15 protein-coding genes and 2 tRNA genes are annotated in these 17,947 nt (G+C 47.9%); 5 read left to right on the top strand and 12 right to left on the bottom strand.

Features of this window, described 5'->3' with window-relative positions; translation table 11 throughout:
• On the top strand, positions 1 to 291 hold a 291-nt coding region (locus QGG23_07945; protein ID MDP6049348.1), incomplete at its 5' end, for a nucleoside triphosphate pyrophosphohydrolase.
• Positions 292 to 861: 570 nt separating this feature from the next.
• On the opposite strand, the gene QGG23_07940 is transcribed toward QGG23_07945, so the two are convergent.
• A tRNA-Ser gene (locus tag QGG23_07940) sits at positions 862 to 947 on the bottom strand.
• Positions 948 to 1,753: 806 nt separating this feature from the next.
• Here QGG23_07940 and QGG23_07935 point away from each other — a divergent pair.
• Positions 1,754 to 2,302 carry a phosphonate metabolism protein/1,5-bisphosphokinase (PRPP-forming) PhnN gene (locus tag QGG23_07935; GenBank protein MDP6049347.1) on the top strand — a complete coding sequence of 183 codons (549 nt, stop codon included), beginning with the start codon at positions 1,754 to 1,756 and terminating at the stop codon, positions 2,300 to 2,302.
• A gap of 58 nt (positions 2,303 to 2,360) precedes the next feature.
• Here QGG23_07935 and rpiA read toward each other — a convergent pair whose 3' ends face one another.
• Positions 2,361 to 3,059: a ribose 5-phosphate isomerase A gene (gene rpiA, locus QGG23_07930; GenBank protein ID MDP6049346.1), complete on the bottom strand. Its 699-nt coding sequence runs from the start codon at positions 3,057 to 3,059 to the stop codon at positions 2,361 to 2,363.
• Positions 3,060 to 3,520: 461 nt separating this feature from the next.
• Here rpiA and QGG23_07925 point away from each other — a divergent pair, with 461 nt between their 5' ends.
• Positions 3,521 to 4,447: an S-methyl-5-thioribose-1-phosphate isomerase gene (locus QGG23_07925; GenBank protein ID MDP6049345.1), complete on the top strand. Its 927-nt coding sequence runs from the start codon at positions 3,521 to 3,523 to the stop codon at positions 4,445 to 4,447.
• Here QGG23_07925 and rbcL read toward each other — a convergent pair.
• The gene (gene rbcL, locus QGG23_07920) at positions 4,436 to 5,662 is read right to left on the bottom strand and encodes a type III ribulose-bisphosphate carboxylase (GenBank protein ID MDP6049344.1); all 1,227 of its coding nucleotides are present in this window, start codon (positions 5,660 to 5,662) and stop codon (positions 4,436 to 4,438) included. The genes QGG23_07925 and rbcL overlap by 12 nt on opposite strands.
• Before the next feature lie 94 nt (positions 5,663 to 5,756).
• Between rbcL and QGG23_07915 the strand changes: the two genes are divergently transcribed.
• Positions 5,757 to 7,286: an AMP phosphorylase gene (locus QGG23_07915; GenBank protein ID MDP6049343.1), complete on the top strand. Its 1,530-nt coding sequence runs from the start codon at positions 5,757 to 5,759 to the stop codon at positions 7,284 to 7,286.
• Positions 7,287 to 7,581: 295 nt separating this feature from the next.
• On the opposite strand, the gene QGG23_07910 is transcribed toward QGG23_07915, so the two are convergent.
• From QGG23_07910 to QGG23_07885, 6 genes are all read right to left on the bottom strand, one after another.
• Positions 7,582 to 8,640 (bottom strand): Ldh family oxidoreductase, encoded by a 1,059-nt coding sequence (locus tag QGG23_07910; protein ID MDP6049342.1) that lies wholly within the window; start codon positions 8,638 to 8,640, stop codon positions 7,582 to 7,584.
• A gap of 81 nt (positions 8,641 to 8,721) precedes the next feature.
• A complete protein-coding gene (locus QGG23_07905; protein MDP6049341.1) occupies positions 8,722 to 9,882 on the bottom strand; it encodes an aminotransferase class I/II-fold pyridoxal phosphate-dependent enzyme in 1,161 nt (386 codons plus the stop codon).
• Positions 9,883 to 9,946: 64 nt separating this feature from the next.
• Complete coding sequence (locus QGG23_07900) at positions 9,947 to 11,119, bottom strand: MFS transporter (GenBank protein ID MDP6049340.1); 1,173 nt, start codon at positions 11,117 to 11,119, stop codon at positions 9,947 to 9,949.
• Positions 11,120 to 11,672: 553 nt separating this feature from the next.
• A tRNA-Lys gene (locus tag QGG23_07895) sits at positions 11,673 to 11,746 on the bottom strand.
• 94 nt (positions 11,747 to 11,840) lie between these two features.
• A complete protein-coding gene (locus QGG23_07890) occupies positions 11,841 to 13,016 on the bottom strand; it encodes a (Fe-S)-binding protein (GenBank protein MDP6049339.1) in 1,176 nt (391 codons plus the stop codon).
• Positions 13,017 to 13,027: 11 nt separating this feature from the next.
• Positions 13,028 to 14,473 (bottom strand): FAD-binding oxidoreductase, encoded by a 1,446-nt coding sequence (locus QGG23_07885; GenBank protein ID MDP6049338.1) that lies wholly within the window; start codon positions 14,471 to 14,473, stop codon positions 13,028 to 13,030.
• Positions 14,474 to 14,698: 225 nt separating this feature from the next.
• Between QGG23_07885 and gcvH the strand changes: the two genes are divergently transcribed.
• Entirely contained in the window at positions 14,699 to 15,127 is a 429-nt protein-coding gene (gcvH, locus tag QGG23_07880; protein MDP6049337.1) for a glycine cleavage system protein GcvH, read from the top strand.
• 311 nt (positions 15,128 to 15,438) lie between these two features.
• On the opposite strand, the gene QGG23_07875 is transcribed toward gcvH, so the two are convergent.
• The 3 genes from QGG23_07875 to QGG23_07865 form a co-directional block, all read right to left on the bottom strand.
• Positions 15,439 to 16,038, bottom strand: a complete 600-nt coding sequence (locus QGG23_07875; protein ID MDP6049336.1) for a Trm112 family protein — start codon at positions 16,036 to 16,038, stop codon at positions 15,439 to 15,441.
• A gap of 40 nt (positions 16,039 to 16,078) precedes the next feature.
• Positions 16,079 to 16,498: a hypothetical protein gene (locus tag QGG23_07870; GenBank protein ID MDP6049335.1), complete on the bottom strand. Its 420-nt coding sequence runs from the start codon at positions 16,496 to 16,498 to the stop codon at positions 16,079 to 16,081.
• Positions 16,499 to 16,611: 113 nt separating this feature from the next.
• Positions 16,612 to 17,886, bottom strand: coding sequence for a hydroxymethylglutaryl-CoA reductase, degradative (locus QGG23_07865; GenBank protein ID MDP6049334.1), 1,275 nt, complete (start codon positions 17,884 to 17,886; stop codon positions 16,612 to 16,614).
• Between the last annotated feature and the right edge of the window lie 61 nt (positions 17,887 to 17,947).

Below are 17,947 nucleotides of genomic sequence, written 5' to 3'. Positions count from 1 at the left end.
ATTAGAGACAGTATTCCTGAAATAATCAGAGAATCCGGTGCGAACTGTACTGTTGAGATTCTTCCAAATGACGCGTTTCTGTTAGAGATGGAGAAAAAACTAGGGGAGGAAGTTGATGAGTATCTCCAGAGTAAGTCGCCTGAAGAGTTAGCTGATTTACTTGAGGTGATTCATCGTATTATTGAACTTCGTGGAATTACTATGGAGGAACTCGAAATAATGCGATTAGATAAATCAGAAAAGCGGGGGGGCTTTACGAAGAATCTCTATCTTGTGGAGACCACTTTGTAGAATCTGATAAAAGCAGCAGCCCAGAAATCCCCTGTTCGCGCAAGGGTGCCAGTACAGTGTCTCTGTGTGGAGGTTTCATTGTCATACGGTGAGATCGGGTTTCAAAGGGTGGATGTGTGAGGGGCTAGGTGATAGATATGTGTGTGCCCATGTGAAAATAGAAAGAGTGGAATGAACCCGGAGGATATGAACATAAAGATATAATGAGAGGGGTTCACATCCATCCCCACGAATCCGATCTTTAGCATTCACAAAGTGAAAAATATCCTAAGAAGGTACTAGACACCACGTACGCGATGGTTTATTTCCGTTTTCTGAGTACTTTGGAATCATTATAAACCGACACATACTCGAATCCTTTCCACCTGCACCAGTCACGGTAAGCGTAGGACAGATTATTCTTCCTTCGGCTCCCACATTCACCATCCCTGATGTAATCCTTGATCGACTCAGTGTCCCACAGATTGAACCTTAGTTCAAGATGCCTGATCAACCTGAGCTTATACTCAACTGTAGTATCCGCCAGTCTACGAGCTCTCAGATAGCCTACAAAGTCACGGTTTTGGGTTGTGGCGCCGCGGAAGGGATTCGAACCCTTGAGGCACAAAGGCCACTGGTTTTCGAGACCAGCACGATAACCACTCTGTCACCACGGCCTGGTATGAACAGACGTCCAAAGCTATTTACTTTTTGAGGTATATTGGCTAATATCATCCCTCCCGGTCCTTCAATCCTAGGAGTTCTAAGGCCTTCCTGTTTGGACCACATTTTATCCGCCTTATCTGGGGTATATCTCACCAAATACACTGCGACCGCAGCGTCTTACAATTAAATTTGAAATAACCGGGATCTGCAAGGATTATGATTAACTCCACTATAGTCGTTGGTTTCATGTGTCTCGGATCCCCCTGGCGATGAGATGCGAATTACATTATTTTTATAGGGGAATAACCAGGTCATAAACTCAGACCAGCAAAGTCAGGGAATCCACATATTACCCAAACAATGTGGTTCTAGAGAATCCCCCTGATATGTACAGCATTTTTTTACGTTGTAGATCAGTGCACTCACAAAAACGAGAGGTTTTCTACCTCCCCCCTGTAGTTCCTCTCCACGAGACCGCTCAGGTAACAGAGATACAAATCATCGTGACTGTGTGCCTAAGAAGGGATCCGATTTTTGCATGTCGAATATATGCATAAAACGCGCGATCCTCCAACCCTGTAATTAACTCAAAAATCACTGCAAATAAGCGAAGGAGGACATTCCATGAAATTACTAGAAAAATTATATAATCCACAACTGATCAATATCCAAACCTCTATCAAACGCTTGTCTATTTTGAAATATAATCCGGATTTAAAAGACAAATCCCATTTTAACCCATGTTGATTCTCGCGCGCGAGCACGTATTTATATACAGTTTTCAGGGAGAATTTATGGAACACCCAGGGGCCCAATAGTGAGTAAATGTTTTTTGATTATAGGTAATTCTGGTGCAGGAAAAGACACAATAATAGAGGAGGTTCAAAAGAGGTTCCCTGCCGGTTACAAGAAATTAAAAGTCCCAAAGAGAGTTATCACGAGACAAAGATCTGATAGTGAGAAATTCGAGTCAGTGAGCAAAGAGACATTTCAATATTTAAGGGAGACTGGTGGGTTCATATTAGAGTGGGAATCATACGATCATTTTTACGGAATACGTCACGAAGTGCAGGATTGGCTCAAAGCAGGTCATCCAGTTCTATTGAACGTGTCTAGAAAGGTAATTCAAACTGCAAGAGAAAAGTTCCCTGGAGCAAGGGTAATTTTCCTCCGTGTACCCCTAGGGGTAACAGCTGATAGGATCATTGAGCGGGGGCGCGAGTCCTATAAAGAGGTACTCACCAGAGTTGTTCGTGCTCAAGATCATCAAGACAATCAAGAGGCAGATTTTATCTTAGATAATGTAGACAGCCCCGGAAAAACTTCACAAAAAGTCTTAGATTACATTGTCAAGTGTCTTAGTTAAGAATTCGCGCGCGCTATGATTGTCGTTGGATCAAGATAAATCAGGATTGAAATTGACACTAAAATTTGGTCTTTATTTCGTGAACATCGAACTTTGTACCTATAAACGCAGTGTCCGCATAACCAATGAAAAGTCCCGTCTCAATTAAACCCTGCACCGAATGGAGTTGACCGTTTAGTTTACGGGGATCATCGATTGGTCCAAAAAGAGCATCTATTAAATTATTCCCATTATCGGTTACGACCGGTCCAAATTTGTGGGCAGCCTGTCTTACTCTCGCCTTGGCCCCCATCTTGATGATCTTGTTGAGTACAGGTTTTATGGAAAATGGATGTACCTCCAAATATACTTCTTGACTTGTGCCCAATGTGTTTGCTTGTTTAGTTTCGTCAACAATCAGGATATATCTATTGCAGCACGATGCGACGATTTTTTCTCTGAGCATGGCCCCTCCGTGGCCTTTTATCGCATTTAAATTTGAGTCGATCTGGTCAGCGCCATCGATACCTAAGTCTAGTTGAGGATGTTCGTCGAGTGTTGTCAAAGGTATTCCGGATTTTACGGCTTCTTGAATGGAATGATAGCTGGTGGGCACGCCTATAATATCCGATAGATATCCATTCTTCAATTTCTGCCCTATGATCTTGATTGCTTCAGCGGTTGTGGTGCCGCTTCCAATTCCAAGAACCATTCCGCTTTCAATCTGATCTACAGCCCTGGATGCTGCTCTTTTCTTTGCTTCAATTATCCAATTCAAGTTATTTCCTCTAAACTGATTTTGATTCTAATTGACTAGTTCAAATATCATGTATTTCCTTTCATATTTGGTTTGCTCTAATATAATCTCAAGGCTCATGTCTATTATTTATGCGTTCAGAATCCATATTGTTGCCCATTCTCTCAAGGCCTCAACAAAATAACTATAAAGTCTCTATCTCCAAGAATATTTTAAGACTCACATTTTTCATGAGAAGAAAACTGGAAAAACCCCTAAAAAGATAAAAGTTGTTATGCTTTATGAAATGTCCCCTTAACTCCAAAAAAAAGAAAGCGTTTTACGTTTAACCGATTATATTGGATACTTGTTCATTAAAGTCACTAGATCAAACCAAGTTTTTTCCTAGCGCACGAGAATTTTCTTCTATTTAGTAACAGCCTTATTTGTAAAAATTATAGGAAACGAATTAAGAGCACAAATTAACATAACGTGAGAGCATCATGGAAGATATTCGGGAAGCGGCCGGGAGAATCAAACGTATGGAGGTCCAAGGAGCTACAAATGTCGCCTTCACGGCACTGAAAGCCATTGTTGACCACTTAATATCACTGGAAGACACTGAACGTGACAATGTTCTGGTTGAAGTCTCCCAAGCTAAAACCATCCTTTTCGCGTCTCGAGAGACGGAGCCATTTATGAGAAACGCGGTCAGCTATGTTGAGTGGATTCTCCAGCGAAAAGACTGGACTCCTTCAGGGTTTTCCGGCCTCGTACAGAGAGTCTCAGACGAATTCGTAGAAGCTTTCAAGAGTGCTAGGCGAAAGATAACAGAAGTGGGGACAAAACGGATTACCAATGGGTCTCGGATCCTGACCCATTGCCGCTCCTCAGCCGTGTGCGAGATCCTTAAAACGGCCAAGGCAAACGGTGCAGATTTCGAGCTCTTTCTAACGGAGACTCGGCCCCGGTACCAGGGAAGGATTACAGCAAAGGAGATGATGAATGCGGGAGTGAATGTAACGATGCTTGTGGATTCCGCAGTTAGGACGTTCCTGAATAGAGTTGACTTCGTCCTAGTCGGATCAGATGCGATCACGTCTGAGGGAAATGTCATAAACAAGATTGGAACGAGTTTGATCGCTCTCGCGTCCAAGGAGGCCCGTACTCCCTTCTACGTCGCCACTGAGCTATTCAAGTTTGATCCAAAAACTATCCACGGGAATTTCGAGATCATTGAGGAGAGATCCCCCGACGAGGTATGGATCGATCGTCCGAAAAGGCTCAAGATCAGGAACCCCGCTTTCGACGTTACACGGCGGGAATATATCCACGGGATCATCTGCGAAGAGGGAGTCCTTCCCCCTCACGCAGTCGTTGAGGCCGTACGGAGGCGTTATCCCTGGATTCTCGGGGCCTCAGGACCCTGACCAAGTATCCAAAGCCGTCTCAAGTTCTACGTGGTCATCAGCATAATCCTCAAGGCTCCTTTCAGCCATCACAGCGTCCACTGCTTGCCTCATGGCCCGGGCCCCAGAAATAGATCCATCCGGGTGACCGTGGATTCCTCCACCAGCCTGGATAATAAAGTTCTTACCGAAAATCTTCATCAGGGCTGGGATAAGTCCTGGGTATAGGCCACCGGAGGCGACTGGAAAGACATCCTTCATGCCGTGGAGGGGCTCGAGGAGAGTCATCATATTTCCCTTGACCTCGGTGGCCGTCTCCGCCATCTTTCCCACTGCAGTCCCAATATGAAGCTGGTCTACGCCAATAATTCGGGCAACCTTAGCGATGACCCTCATATTTATCCCGTGAGAGTGAGAACGGGTGAAAGCTGCATGACCAGCACGATGGGCATGGATCACGAGGTCAAAGTCCCGGTCTCGGAGGGTCTGAAGTGCAGACCATCCGCAGGTGAGGATGTCAACCATCATGTATCTACCCCCCTGGTCCTCTATGAGCCCGGCTCGGCGGATCATCTCATCAGTTTCAGCCGTCACGTTTACCATGTAAACTTTCGTCTCTCCCGTTTCTTCCTCAGCCCTGTCCCTCGCCTCCAAGGTTTCTCGGAGACGATCTTCGAAAGGATTAAAGGCTTGGCCGCTCAGATTCTCATCGTCTTTTACGATGTCACAGCCACCCCTCCATGCTTCGTAGGCTATCTTAGCATGGTCCTCAGTCCTGAGGCCAAGTTTCGGCTTAATGATGGTTCCGACTAGGGGGCGCTCGTTTATTCCAAGAAGCTTCCGGATGCCGTCTATACCGTATTTTGGGCCCTTAAATCCCTCCATGAGTCCCGCTGGGAACTTGATTTCGTTGAGCCTGAGGCTCTTGATGTCTTCAAGACCGAAAACATTGCCCGAGACGCTGCTCAGGATATTAGGCATATTCCCTGGCTCGAAAAGCTCATGGGGATACGCTACGCTGATCTCGTTTTCTTTGATCTCAAAAGTCGTGGCTTGTAGTCCCGCCATATAAGGCTTGACGGTGGTGAGTTCTGTCCAGGTACCTATGGAACTCTCGGCGGCGACTCCCCCTGCAACGATGTTGAGAGGAGGGCCCGCGGTTTCAAGGTGAAAACCGCAGATGAGATCCTTCTCGGAAGGCTCATAATCAAGATCCACGAAATCGATATATCTCATTAAATATTCTCTCCTAAGTTCTCTGATGCTTTTTTATTCATCGCATTCATTATAGTTAAACGCTTTTGGAGGATAACATCTGGAACTCAAGGTTTTGAACTTGGAGATTGAGGCAGGGGGTAATCTCATTGTAGTTCTCTCGAAAAGCGAGGCTGAAAGACTAGGGGTACTCTCAGACGATCGGCTGTTTGTTAATATCAACTGCTCCGAAGTATCGACTATTTTGAATATTGCCTTTGACTTCCCTGAAGGTGTCATTGGCGTCTACAGGGAGGTGATGGAACGGCTTGACCTTGAAAATGGTGACACCGTTAGTGTTAGACCTGCTGCGAGACCTGAGTCCCTTGGTTTCATCAGGGAGAAGATCTCAGGAGAGAGGCTCACCCCATGGAAGATGCACAAGATCGTAGAGGATGTCGTGGAGCACCACTTGAGCAGCATCGAACTTGCGGCCTTCGTCACAGCCTTGGAAATTCACGGCACCAACATGGAGGAGGTCGAAGCCCTGTCAAGGGCAATGATCCAGACTGGGAAGACGATAAGCTTTGGTAAGGGTCCTATTCTTGACAAGCATAGTATCGGGGGGGTCCCTGGGGACAAAACCACCCTCCTTGTTGTCCCTATTGTCGCTGCGGCGGGATACATCATACCCAAATCCAGTTCAAGAGCTATCACCTCCCCCGCGGGGACAGCAGATAGAATGGAGACCCTCGCCCCCGTCAACCTAAAGATAGAGAAGATCTCCAAGATAGTTGACGATCTCGGTGCATGCATAGTCTGGGGGGGAGCCATAGATCTGGCCCCAGCTGACGATCTATTCATCAGGGTTGAGTACCCGCTCTCCATTGATCCACTCCTCCTCCCCAGCATTATCAGTAAAAAGAAAGCCATGGGTTCCACCCACATAGTAGTAGATATCCCCAGCGGGATAGGAACCAAGATCGCAACTATTAACCAGGCTGAGCAACTTGCCATCAAGTTTAAGGAACTCGGAAGCCGCCTTGACATGGATATTGAGTGTTTTATTAGTGAAGGAGGGCAGCCTATTGGTAGAGCTGTAGGACCCATTTTGGAAGCAAAGGAGGCTTTGGAGGCTCTCATGGGGATGGGCCCTCCGGATCTCGTAAACAAGGCTCTAGGCATAGCTGGCGTGCTCTTTGAGATGGTGGGGGAGAGCAACGGTCAGGGTCTTGCCAAGGAAATTCTTGACTCCGGAAAGGCCTTGGAGAAGATGAGAGAGATTATAGATGCTCAAGGGGGAGACCCTAATGTTAATCCTATAGATCTCGAAATACCCAACAATTGGGTGGATATTGAGGCGGAACTAGATGGCAGAGTCCTTGGGATCAATAACCGGGCTATTGCCCGCATTGCGAGGGAAGCGGGGGCCCCTGGGGATAAATATGCTGGAATTCTCTTACATGTAAAGACCGGCGACCAGGTCTCCATGGGGGACCCCCTCCTTCGGATCTACGGAAACAGCGAACGAAAGCTGGCCAACGCAGAGAAGCTGTACAGGGCAGAGGAGCCACTCCTTGTGAGTAACAGGATGGGGGAGAAAATGCTCTTGAAGAAAATAAGAGGGATCACTCCACTGAGCAGGGAGTTCGAGTTTGTTAGATGAAATCGGATGCAGCACAGCGAGATTATACTCGGAGGAAAGCTTCAACTCAGATAAATCATGGTGCTATATCATAAAAGACCCGCCAACCAAACTACGATGCGAGCGCGACGACTCCATTTTCTTAACCTTTCGCGTGCGAACTCCTCCTTTTTCGTTGAATGAACAAATTAAGACCAGTTAGTTGAGGGTTTATAAGTAACATAAGAAAATATGGCCGCGAATTCATAAAGTAAAAAGGATCAAAGATAACCCCAACGCTCAACTCACTTTGAAACGATCTGACAAGCGATGTTGTTTAACTTTTTGGATCTGGGATGGGGACCCCCAGTTCTTCAGCCAAGGCCACGATGTCCCTCCATGTCTTGTCTTCGATGTAGATGCCTTCCCGTAACCGCCTCTCCTTGCACCTCCGCTCTGGATCTCCGGGGATAAGAATCTCCTCAAATTCAGGGGCTATTGGGGACTCACGCACCTTTCGGAGGAGATCATCAACCTTTGACTTGAACCTACCAAGGTCCGTCATCTTTCCGATGTCAATGGCCATCATGAATATCCCGTTGCCACCGTAGAAGGGCCTAGACCGGTACTCGTCACTGTTGGATGTTCCGGCCTCAGTGAGTATTCCAGTAAGGATCTCCACGAGAAGGGAGAGACCGAATCCCTTGTAACCGGCGATGGCTCCCAGGGTCCTCAGGACTCCGCCTTGAGTGTACCAGTCGGGATTAGTGGTAGGTTTCCCATTAGGGTCCATAAAAATCCCCTCGGGGAGCTCCTCCCCCCGAGCCATGGCAACCATAATTTTCCCCCGTGCCCAGACCGAGGTGGCCATATCCAGAACCATTGGAGGCTCCTTCCCGGTTGGAATCGCGAAGCAAAGCGGATTAGTCCCCAATTGTTTAGACTTGCCCCCGAAGGGGGCAACATAACTCGCAGAGTTCACCGACATCATCCCCAGCATGCCCTCGCGCATTGCCATCTCAGCATAGGTGTTGCATCGGCCCACATGCATACTGTTCCTCACAGTGACGAGGCCTATGACGCCGTTTCTCGCCTTTTCGATACAGACTCCCATAGCGTACGTGGCCACTACCTGGCCAAGGTTCCATCCCCCGTCGATTACCGCAGAAGTTGGAGTTTCCTCTACCAACCTGATTTCTGCCCCAGGCTTCACGGCTCCCATCTTGATTCCTCGAGAATATATGGGAAGCCGGATCATCCCATGGCTGTCAAATCCCGTTAGATTTGCATCAATAAGGAGTTCCGAGACAAGCTCGGCGTCTTCCACCGGAACGCCTAGTCTTAAGAAGATGGATGTCCCAATGGTCCTAAGCTGTTCTGCGCTAAATATCGGCATAAGTTTCCCCGGTTAATGTGGAGATGTACTCTTGGTTATTATCTCTTTTTGGTGTAAAATGATGAAGGGAATAAGAATCGATCAATCAATAGTCATTCTTACATGATCCTCAATTGACTGGGCAATCTCATCGAGATCCTCAATGGATTTTGTGAGAGAGATCCTTATGTGACCCTCTCCTGTGTTCCCAAAGGTGGTTCCCGGTCGAGCCAATATTTTCTTCTCCCTCAGAAGCGATTCGCAGAACTCCTCCGAGCCGATGCCTAGATCCTCAATGTTGGGAAATAAGAAGTACGACCCTTCTGAGTTGTGGCAGTTGATGCCCTCGATCGCGGAGAGGCGGGGCACCATGTATTTGCGTCTCCTGTCGTACTCCTCCGCCATTGCGTTCACGGGTTCCCATGGACCCCGCATGGCTGCGACTCCCGCTATCTGAACGAAGATGTTAGTCCTGTAACCCAGGGGAATTTTCCGGATATTTGAGGTTAGGCTCTTTTCGGCTATAAAATATCCTAGGCGCCACCCTGTCATAGCGAAGGTCTTAGAAAAACTGCTGCTGATAATGGTCCTCTCTCTCATCCCCGGTAAGGAGGCAATGGTAGTATGTTCTCTCCCGTCCCATAGGAATTCACAGTAGACCTCATCGCTAAGGACGAGGAGGTCCTCGTCTATTGCCACGTCGGCTATCCCTTTCATCTCCTCCTTTGTAAAGACAGTCCCAGAAGGGTTATTGGGGTTACACAGGATGATCAATTTCGTCTTTCCAGATAAATTCTCCTTTAAAGCCTCAAGGTCGAGGCGGTAACCATTGGTCTCATTCAAGGGGACGCCCACTTCTCTGGCTCCGATGTACTCAACAAGATTTGAGTATCTCATATAATAGGGCTCCAAAAGGATAACCTCCTCCCCGGGATTCACAGTGCCCATCGTAGATGCAAAGAGGGATACACCGCTCCCAGCAGTTATAGTGACCTCCCCCGCTTCCCAGTCTACTGCGTGTTTACCGTGATATTCGGCGATGGCACCACGCAAAGAGGGAAGTCCGTGAGTGGGAGGGTAATGGGTTTTGCCCCCCGCAATAGCTTCCTTAAGGGCTTCCGTGATATGACCAGGTGTGTCGAAGTCAGGGTCTCCACCGCTCAGATTAATCACCCCGTCCATCCCCTTCGCTATGGAGAGAACTCTGGAGTGTGATCGTGCCTTTATCGACGAGAGGCGCTTCTCAATATATCTCTCGCTCATGATGTTCCACATCTATCTCTCATAACTCCTTTAAAGAATAAACTCAGATAGCGAAGACTACGGTCTACTTTCCATTGGTCCTGACCATGAAGGAGACGCCGAAGGCCACCATCGAGATAACCGCGAAAAAGTAAAAAACATAGTCCATGGTGTATTTGGCTGCGAGATATCCAGCTAATACCGGAGCGAAGCTACCTATACCATATTTGATAGAGAAGTTGACGCCATAGGTGACCCCAACGGTGTCCCTGTGGCTCACGTCCCCTATCAGGGCGTTCATTGGTGACTGAGTGATAAAAAAGCTAAACCCTAGAATACCAACCATCAGGAACATCAGAATGAGGTTTCCAGGGGATATTGTGAGGGCTAGAAGAGAGACTGTGAAAAGCCCGAAGCCGAAGAGGAGGATTTTGCGACGACCTAGCCGGTCCGATAGTTCTCCCCCGAGTACATTTCCAAATGCCCCAATTGTGTATTTGAATGTGGAGAGGCCCCCTGCGATGAGAATGCTGACCCCTTTCACCTCATTGATGTAAGCGAGAATGAACGCTGAGACCCCGTTCCAGAGGGCCCCGCTGCAGACCACGATGATCGAGACCAGAAGCAGGTTCCTTAGGTGATCTGTAGTGAACATTCTCCTCAAGGTATCCAGATAGTTCAGGCGGAAAACAGAGGGACCTGTTTGAATTGTCTCGTCGATGATGGTCTGCATATCCACAACTGCCATAAGGATACCCAGCAACCCCCAGGCCAGGAAGGCATTCCGCCATCCAAAAAAAGATCCAATTGCCGTAGTTGTAAGAAATGAAATCGCCATTCCTAGATCTCCTCCGAGCCCCTGGATTCCCATGTAGCGGCCCCGTATTCTATGAGATAACAAAGCCATCGAGGCATATCCCGGGGGATGGTAGAGACTGGCGCCTATCCCTAATAGTATAAACGCGAGAGCTGTAATTGGGAGAGAATGAGAGAGACTCACAATTACAGCAGAGATTCCACACATCGCCATTGAGGTCGAGATCAGGAGTTTTTTAGATACGCGATCTGCTAGGAATCCAACAGGGAACGACCCCCAACCGTAGAAGAGAAAGACGAGAGATGTCAGAAGACCTAAAGTCCAGTAGTTTCCCATATCCCCTTTCAATAAGGGGATTAAAGCTGGAAGAAGCACCAAGTAAGCGTGCATGATCCCGTGAGAGCTTGCCACTGCAATAACGCTTACATCCGCTTTCTGCATCTACATATCCCCTATAAACTTTGGCATGCGTGAGAAGGTGAAAAGTGGTCTAAGTATTTCAAAGTTTTCAATAGATTGTTCAATGAAATAAAGGTTAGAGGAAAAGAATATTATCCATGATATCCCTTTGATGAAATGCTGTATGCGCGAGGAGTTTGTCTAGGAAACATTGGTGATTGTGCACGATTAGTTTTAATAGAGTTTGAATAAGAGAAGAAACACTTAATGACTTAGGATGATAAAAAGGGCAACTGAACTAACCGTTCATATATAAACATGAATTGTATTTGGTTAATCTCCAAACTAAAATAGAAATCTAAACGAAAGGAAAAATAGCTAGAATTAAATAAATATACTCTAACAGAAGAGTGGGCGTCAGTTTATATTGGCCTTTAAAAAATGCGTATAACAAAAGATTGCATAAACTCATCAACAAAAATTCTTCATTATTTCAGAACATCTTGACCAAGGTGTAATCATTGTATATGATCAGTTGAAAACATTCAACGATTTTAATATTCTTTTGCACGCGAGAAAGAAACTTAAGGATTAGCGGGTCCGGAGGGATTCGAACCCTCGGCCAATGGCTTAAGAGGCCACCGCTCTACCTTGCTGAGCTACGGACCCAACCGACGAACCCATTATACAGTTCCCAATTTAAAGCTTTCAGGGATACCTCCGGGGCTACATCGATCAAAATCAGGCCAAACAACGACAAAACTCAGTCAAGGCCCAACTTTTTGACCATATACTCCACTAGGTCGAGCACCTCGATATTCTCCTCCAGTTCCCCAACGCCGTCCTTGAGAGTTAAGTTACATGCCGGACACGCAGAGGTGATAAGTCCGGCCCCTACCGACTTTGCTTGTTCGATCCTCCGCTTCGCAATCGACAGCCTGAGCATGTTATCGGACGCCTGGAGTAGGCCCCCTCCGCCGCAGCACATGACATCAACACCGTTCTCCGGCATCTCTACGAACCCGCTAGAGAGACCTCCTAATAACTTCCTCGGCTCATCCACTACTCCACAGAGTCTTGAGAGCTCACATGGATCATGGTAGGTCAACACATCATCAGAATCTGGGAGCACGAGCTTGCCTTCCTCGACCCGTTGATTGAAGAACTCGAGGCTATGTAACACCTCAAAGCCCAGATCTTTTCCAAGGAGCTCAGGAATCTCGATCTTCCACATCCTGAAGCAGGCCGGGCAGCCTGTGATAAGTGTCTTCACGGCTCTCCGCCCTAGCTCCGCGATGTTATGCTCTACAAAGACCTTGGCCCCCTCCTCGTCCCCGGACATGATTAGTGGGCCCCCGCAGCACCATTCATCCTCCCCGAGGAGCGTCCAGTCCTCCCCTATGTGAGTTAGCAGCGTGGCTATCGAGTAACCTATCCCATGGTTGGCCCCCTTGAACGCGGTGGTGCACCCCACGAAGAAGGCGATCGCCGCCTCGTCCTTCTCTGGCACCTCCTCCAAATCCGTGTAATCTGCCCAGTCTAGACGCATATCAGCGTCCAGCCCATACGGGTTCATGGACTCCTCAAGGTTCCCCGCTATTGACTCCAAGTTCTTTGGTCTCATACCGGACTTGAACACCTCGGCTCTTGCAGACTTCCAGATCCCCATGGTATCAAGGGAAGTCTGGCAGACCTCATGACACCGACCGCATAAGGTGCACTGGAAGAGCCGGTCTACTAGATCCTCGTCGAGCTGGATACTAGGCCTCATAAACCCAGTCGTGAGGATGCTCTTGATCCAGTAAAGCTTTCCTCTAGGGGACGCCGATTCCCAGGGGATCTCGTTGTAGATAGGGCAGACGTCCTGACAATAGCCGCACTGGACACAGGAATAGAGATCCTCCTCGAGGTCATGGGTCTTGATCTCAGCCATCTTCATCTTAGAGTACCTCAGAAATACCTCATTGCCCTAAGGAAGAACGTCATGACTCTGTACAAAGTTCCCCATAGAGGGATCCCGTACCTTGTCTTGATCTGATACATCTTCCCCGGGTTCATTATGTCCCGTGGATCAAGGGTCCTCTTCAACTCCTTCATCTCCCGAACTTTTTCCTCCCCGTGAACGTCTCTGAAGTAAAAAGTGTTCCATATTCCGAATCCGTACGGCCTCCCGCCAGCTTTCAATCCAATCAATGTTATCTCGTTTACAACAGGTAGAATAGACATGAATTTCCACCGCTTCCGTTCATCTGTAAGATACATAGGCATAGAAAGCACCGTCGCCTCATCCACCATGAGACATTTAATCCCCAGCTTTAGGTCGTGCTTCTCCTTGATGCTTTGGATTTCATCAATAACATAAACAAGACTCGACAGCGGGTGGGTAATCTCCCCAGCAAGTAGCGTTGGCCCCGCTTTCCTAATCTTCATGGGGTAGAAACGGTCCTCCCACCTAACAGAGGCAACCTCTGGCGGCAACATTGAACCCCCTCTATCAGATATTGTCCGCACGAGAGCCTCAATATCTACCTGAACATCCAAGGCTTTGCCCTCAAAGACAAACATCGCCACCATTTTGGCGTCCGGCACGTGCTCCCCTATCGATCTCTCAAGATCTAGGTAGTCATCGTCAAGAATTTCGACAAAGAAAGGTTTTCTAGGATGACCCACCACATCGGTAATTGCATCAACCATAGCGATGATTGTATCGAAGACAGCAATCTGAGACGAGACCACCTCGGGCTTAGGAATTATCCTGATTGTAGCCTCAACAACTATACCAAGCGTTCCCTCTGAGCCAAAAATCGATTTGAATAATGCTTGATCGTTCTCCTTTGATAGAATTAGAATTTCCCCTTTAGGGGTTACTAACTTTAGACTCTGAACGTTCTCCTTCAGGGGGCCATATTTCAAAGAACCTATACCCCTGCCCCCTGTTACGATCCACCCCCCCACGGTGGAAGAGGGAGCGCTACTAGGATATGCGCCAAGGGTGAATCCTCGATCCTCGAGATAGTCCAGGAGCATTTTCCATCGGTGACCAGCCCCGACAGTTACCGTGAAGCCACCTATATCTAATGAGATGATCTGGTTAATCTGGGTAAGCTCCATAACGATGCCTCCTTGGGTGGGTATCGTGCCCCCAAACCCCCATGAGGAAGCCCCCCGAGGGACCAATGGGATATCTTTTGAATACGCGTATTTGACGACCTCAGCGACCTCCTTGATTGTCCTCGGTTTGACGACTGCATCAGGCACAGTTTTGAAGAGGAAGGATACTTCAGTGGGTAGGGGTGCGATATCGTGATCGTATAGCTTTCGCTCATATAGCTTATCCGTGACAAAGTTTTCACCTACAATGTCCGCCAGATTCCGAGATAATTCGCTTTCAGTCATGTTTCATCCCAAGCAGTAATTTATTTTCATCGAGCAAAAGTCGTTGGAACATATCAGAAAAACCCGATGTCCCTGATTTATAAATCCTTTTATGACGCAGAGAGTGAGGTCGCCCTTCTCTCAACTAATAATGATAAGATGCACACCTACTATCTATGTAAACGAGGGCAATCGTAATAGTAATAAAACGTAAATGCGTTTTGATACTTGTATTGGTGAAAAGCCATGGTAATTATTGAAGGCAAAGAATTTCCAGATGACCTGTATTTTCACAGGGATCACATGTGGGTGAAGGTCGAAGGTGAGAACGTCCGTCTGGGCTATAACTCTTGGGCTATGGAGCAGGCTGGAAAGCTGGTTAACCTGAACACACGGAAGGTTGGGCGGTCAGTAAAGGCTGGAAAGACTTTAGGAACCGTGGAGAGCGGAAAGTGGGTGGGGCCCCTAAAGTCTCCCGTAGGCGGGGAGATCCTGGAGATAAATCAGGAGGTTCTAAAGTCTCCATCGATTATTAATGACGATCCATATGGGGCGGGGTGGATAGCAGTGATCGCCCCAAACGATCTCGAGGGCGATCTTAAAGGGCTTATCTCTGGCTCTGATGCGGAATCCATTATAGTTTGGATAGACGATGAGAAGAAAAAGAACCTCTAAGCGCTGGTCCGGAGAACGAATTGAACCTCCTAGATAGGATCACTGCTTTACGTTAGGTCTCTAGGAGCTTTCTTGTGATATCAGCACATTTTTCTTTTGGGAGAATTATGCTTGCTCCGAAGGGTCCAAGCAGAAGATCTTAACATTATTGAGACAGGTGCAATTCATCGCGTTTTTGGTGAACAAAAGACTGTCTTTTCCTTCATGTTTTCACTTTTGATAGTATAACAAGTAATTTCAAATTATTCGATAAATTCACATCGTTCAGATCGGGGCATTTATTACTTCTTGACCTCAAGCCCGCTAACTTTTCATAGAAATTCGTTGTAATTAGAGGTATTTTTCTTTTGTTTAAGGTTGTAGGGGATCCCTTCCTCAAGCACTTTTGAGGGTATGAGGTGGCTCCATTTTTCCATCCATTCCAGGTCCCGGTTTCTCTCCCTGAGGTTATCGGGAAGCATCTCCGGAATGGTCTCCACGGCACTCCCGATGGGGTACCATCTCCCGCACTTGGGACAGATGAGAAGCCCTGTGCCAACCTCCAAGAGATGCATGAATCTATTGAGTGCATCTATATTCTGGGAGTACCCGTAAAAGAGCTCATTTTCGCCCTTGCCACCTGTTACCTCGATGTTGGTGAGAGCCTCAAGTGCACTGGTGAGCAAGCCTCTTGTGATCTGAGATTTAGATGAGTCCGTGATGTTCTTCATCGCAGGAGGGCTGATGGTTCCGTCCATAAGCTGCTTTGCTAACTGTTTATAGTTTTTCTCCTGTTCAGGGGAGGACCCTCCAACATTTTCCGCGTTGTTCTTGATCTCCTCGTCAGACATCTCCCATGTAAAGAAGTGGGCTTCTAAGGGATGGTGCTTATCAATGGGGCAAGCTAGGATATTAAGGAGCCAAGGTTTCATGTCTACAGGTACACTCTCAGTATATCTCCATAAAAAGGTATTATTTCTTTTTCGTCTGGAACAACTTGTAACGCTGGAGGCGCGGCCAACCGGATTTTGTATACTTTAACATCTTCCGGTTCTTGCTTACCCACCTAAACATATGCCAGAAGCTTTTGCCCCATTTCTCCATCCTTTCGGGTATAGGTTCATAGCCCAAGTTCCTGATCTCATCAAGGTAAGCATTCTCCACAAGGTCTTGGGCTCTCCCCTCTACCTTCACTCGCTTAACGAGTTCTTCCCCGTATTTCAAGGCAAGGGACTCCGCGCCTTTATCGTTGATATCCCCCCTGCAGATCTCGATGGTCTCCTTTTTCACGGGTTTTAGGCGCTGGACGAGCTTCACAGAAATCTTGCCGGCTTCTCTCTGATAGCCTTTCTTTGTGAATCTAGGGGCTTGGAAGAATTTAACGTGGACCATATCGTAGACGAATTCATCGGTCTCGGGACGATAAGCTCCGATGACTGCACCATGGAGGAGGTCTCCGTAACCTGCGTCGTCGATATAAATTGTCGTTTTGATATCCTCCTGTGTCAGGTTTTGAGTTTTTCGACTATCTCTTTGGCCTTGTCAAACCGGATCTCGCCAGTGCCAATGAGCGCCTCTACGGCTCTGGTGATGTTATCATCGTCCGCTCCAGCCATAACGACGAGGTTTCGGGCGTGTAAGCGCATGTGGCCGTGCTGGATGCCCTCTTGGACCAGGGCCCTGAGGGCGCCCAAGTTCTGAGCGAGACCTACAGCGACCATGATCTCCCCGAGCTCCACCGCTCTTGATACCCCCATTATCTTAAGGGCGAGACGGGCGACCGGGTGAGTCCTAGTAGCACCGCCAATTATGCCTACAGCCATTGGCATCTCGAGCTCTCCTATGAGGTCGCCGTTCTCGTTCTTCGACCATTTACTGAGTGCCCTGTACCTACCTGTCTGGGCGGCGTAAGCGTGGGCGCCTGCCTCTATTGCCCTATGGTCCTGGGCTACGGCGAGAGCGACTGCGATGGTGCCGTTCATGATACCCTTGTTGTGGGTTGCTGCCCTATATGGGTCTGCGTCGGCAAATGCCCAGGCTGCGACGATGTCATCTACGACTTTCTCACCTCCGAGGTCATTTTTATTGACGGTTCCCGTGGCTTTAATGAGGCGGTGGTCCGCGAGATTGCTAATGATCCTGAGGAGGGTTCTTCCGCCAGTAATGTCGCTTATCACAGGGGCTAGCTTCTCGCACATGGTATTCACAGCGTTGGCCCCCATGGCATCCCTGCAGTCCACCAGAAGGTGGACAATGAGCATCTGTCCTGCTCTAGTCTCAAGGGTTCTGAGCTGGATGTCTCTAGCGCCTCCGCCGAATTTCACTAGGATGGGGTCCTGCTGGTTGGCGAGTTCGAGGAGCTGATCCTTGCTGTCTTCGAGCTTTTTAATAGCGGCATCCATATCGGGGAGTTCAAGAATCTGGATCTGACCGATCATAACGGGATCGGTTTTCGAAATTTCTATGCCTTCTCCCTTTCGCATCAGTCTGGCCACATTGCTGGCAGCAGCCACAACGGATGGCTCCTCACCAACCATGGGAATGAGGCGGTCGATCCCAGCAATGCGAAAGTTAACTGCTAAACCCATAGGGTAGGATATTGACCCAATGACATTCTCGATCATTCGATCTGCGACGTCCATAGTGAGGCCTCCACCGGAGGTCAGGAGATCTATTTCATCGGGGGTTAACTCGGCTTTTTCAGCGATGATAGAAAGCCTCTTTTTGATTGGGAGTTTGTAGAATCCTGATATTCGGCTTGATTTCTCCTGTGAATCCAATTAGGGTTCTCCTTGGTTGGAGTGATGGGGTTGAGGTCGGTATTTATGCGTGTCGTCCGGT

The sequence above is a fragment of the Candidatus Bathyarchaeota archaeon genome, from assembly GCA_030739585.1.
GTDB lineage: Archaea > Thermoproteota > Bathyarchaeia > TCS64 > TCS64.
This window is presented reverse-complemented; position numbering and strand designations above follow the sequence as displayed.

Bases quoted from the DNA above. Each gene is read 5' to 3' on its own strand.
- QGG23_07885 (MDP6049338.1), bottom strand. From the start codon at position 14,473: ATGACTGAAAGCGAATTATCTCGGAATCTGGCGGACATTGTAGGTGAA.
- rbcL (MDP6049344.1), bottom strand. From the start codon at position 5,662: ATGAGATATATCGATTTCGTGGATCTTGATTATGAGCCTTCCGAGAAG.
- gcvH (MDP6049337.1), top strand. From the start codon at position 14,699: ATGGTAATTATTGAAGGCAAAGAATTTCCAGATGACCTGTATTTTCAC.
- QGG23_07925 (MDP6049345.1), top strand. From the start codon at position 3,521: ATGGAAGATATTCGGGAAGCGGCCGGGAGAATCAAACGTATGGAGGTC.
- QGG23_07900 (MDP6049340.1), bottom strand. From the start codon at position 11,119: ATGCAGAAAGCGGATGTAAGCGTTATTGCAGTGGCAAGCTCTCACGGG.
- QGG23_07905 (MDP6049341.1), bottom strand. From the start codon at position 9,882: ATGAGCGAGAGATATATTGAGAAGCGCCTCTCGTCGATAAAGGCACGA.
- QGG23_07910 (MDP6049342.1), bottom strand. From the start codon at position 8,640: ATGCCGATATTTAGCGCAGAACAGCTTAGGACCATTGGGACATCCATC.
- QGG23_07890 (MDP6049339.1), bottom strand. From the start codon at position 13,016: ATGAAGATGGCTGAGATCAAGACCCATGACCTCGAGGAGGATCTCTAT.
- QGG23_07875 (MDP6049336.1), bottom strand. From the start codon at position 16,038: ATGAAACCTTGGCTCCTTAATATCCTAGCTTGCCCCATTGATAAGCAC.
- QGG23_07870 (MDP6049335.1), bottom strand. From the start codon at position 16,498: ATGGTCCACGTTAAATTCTTCCAAGCCCCTAGATTCACAAAGAAAGGC.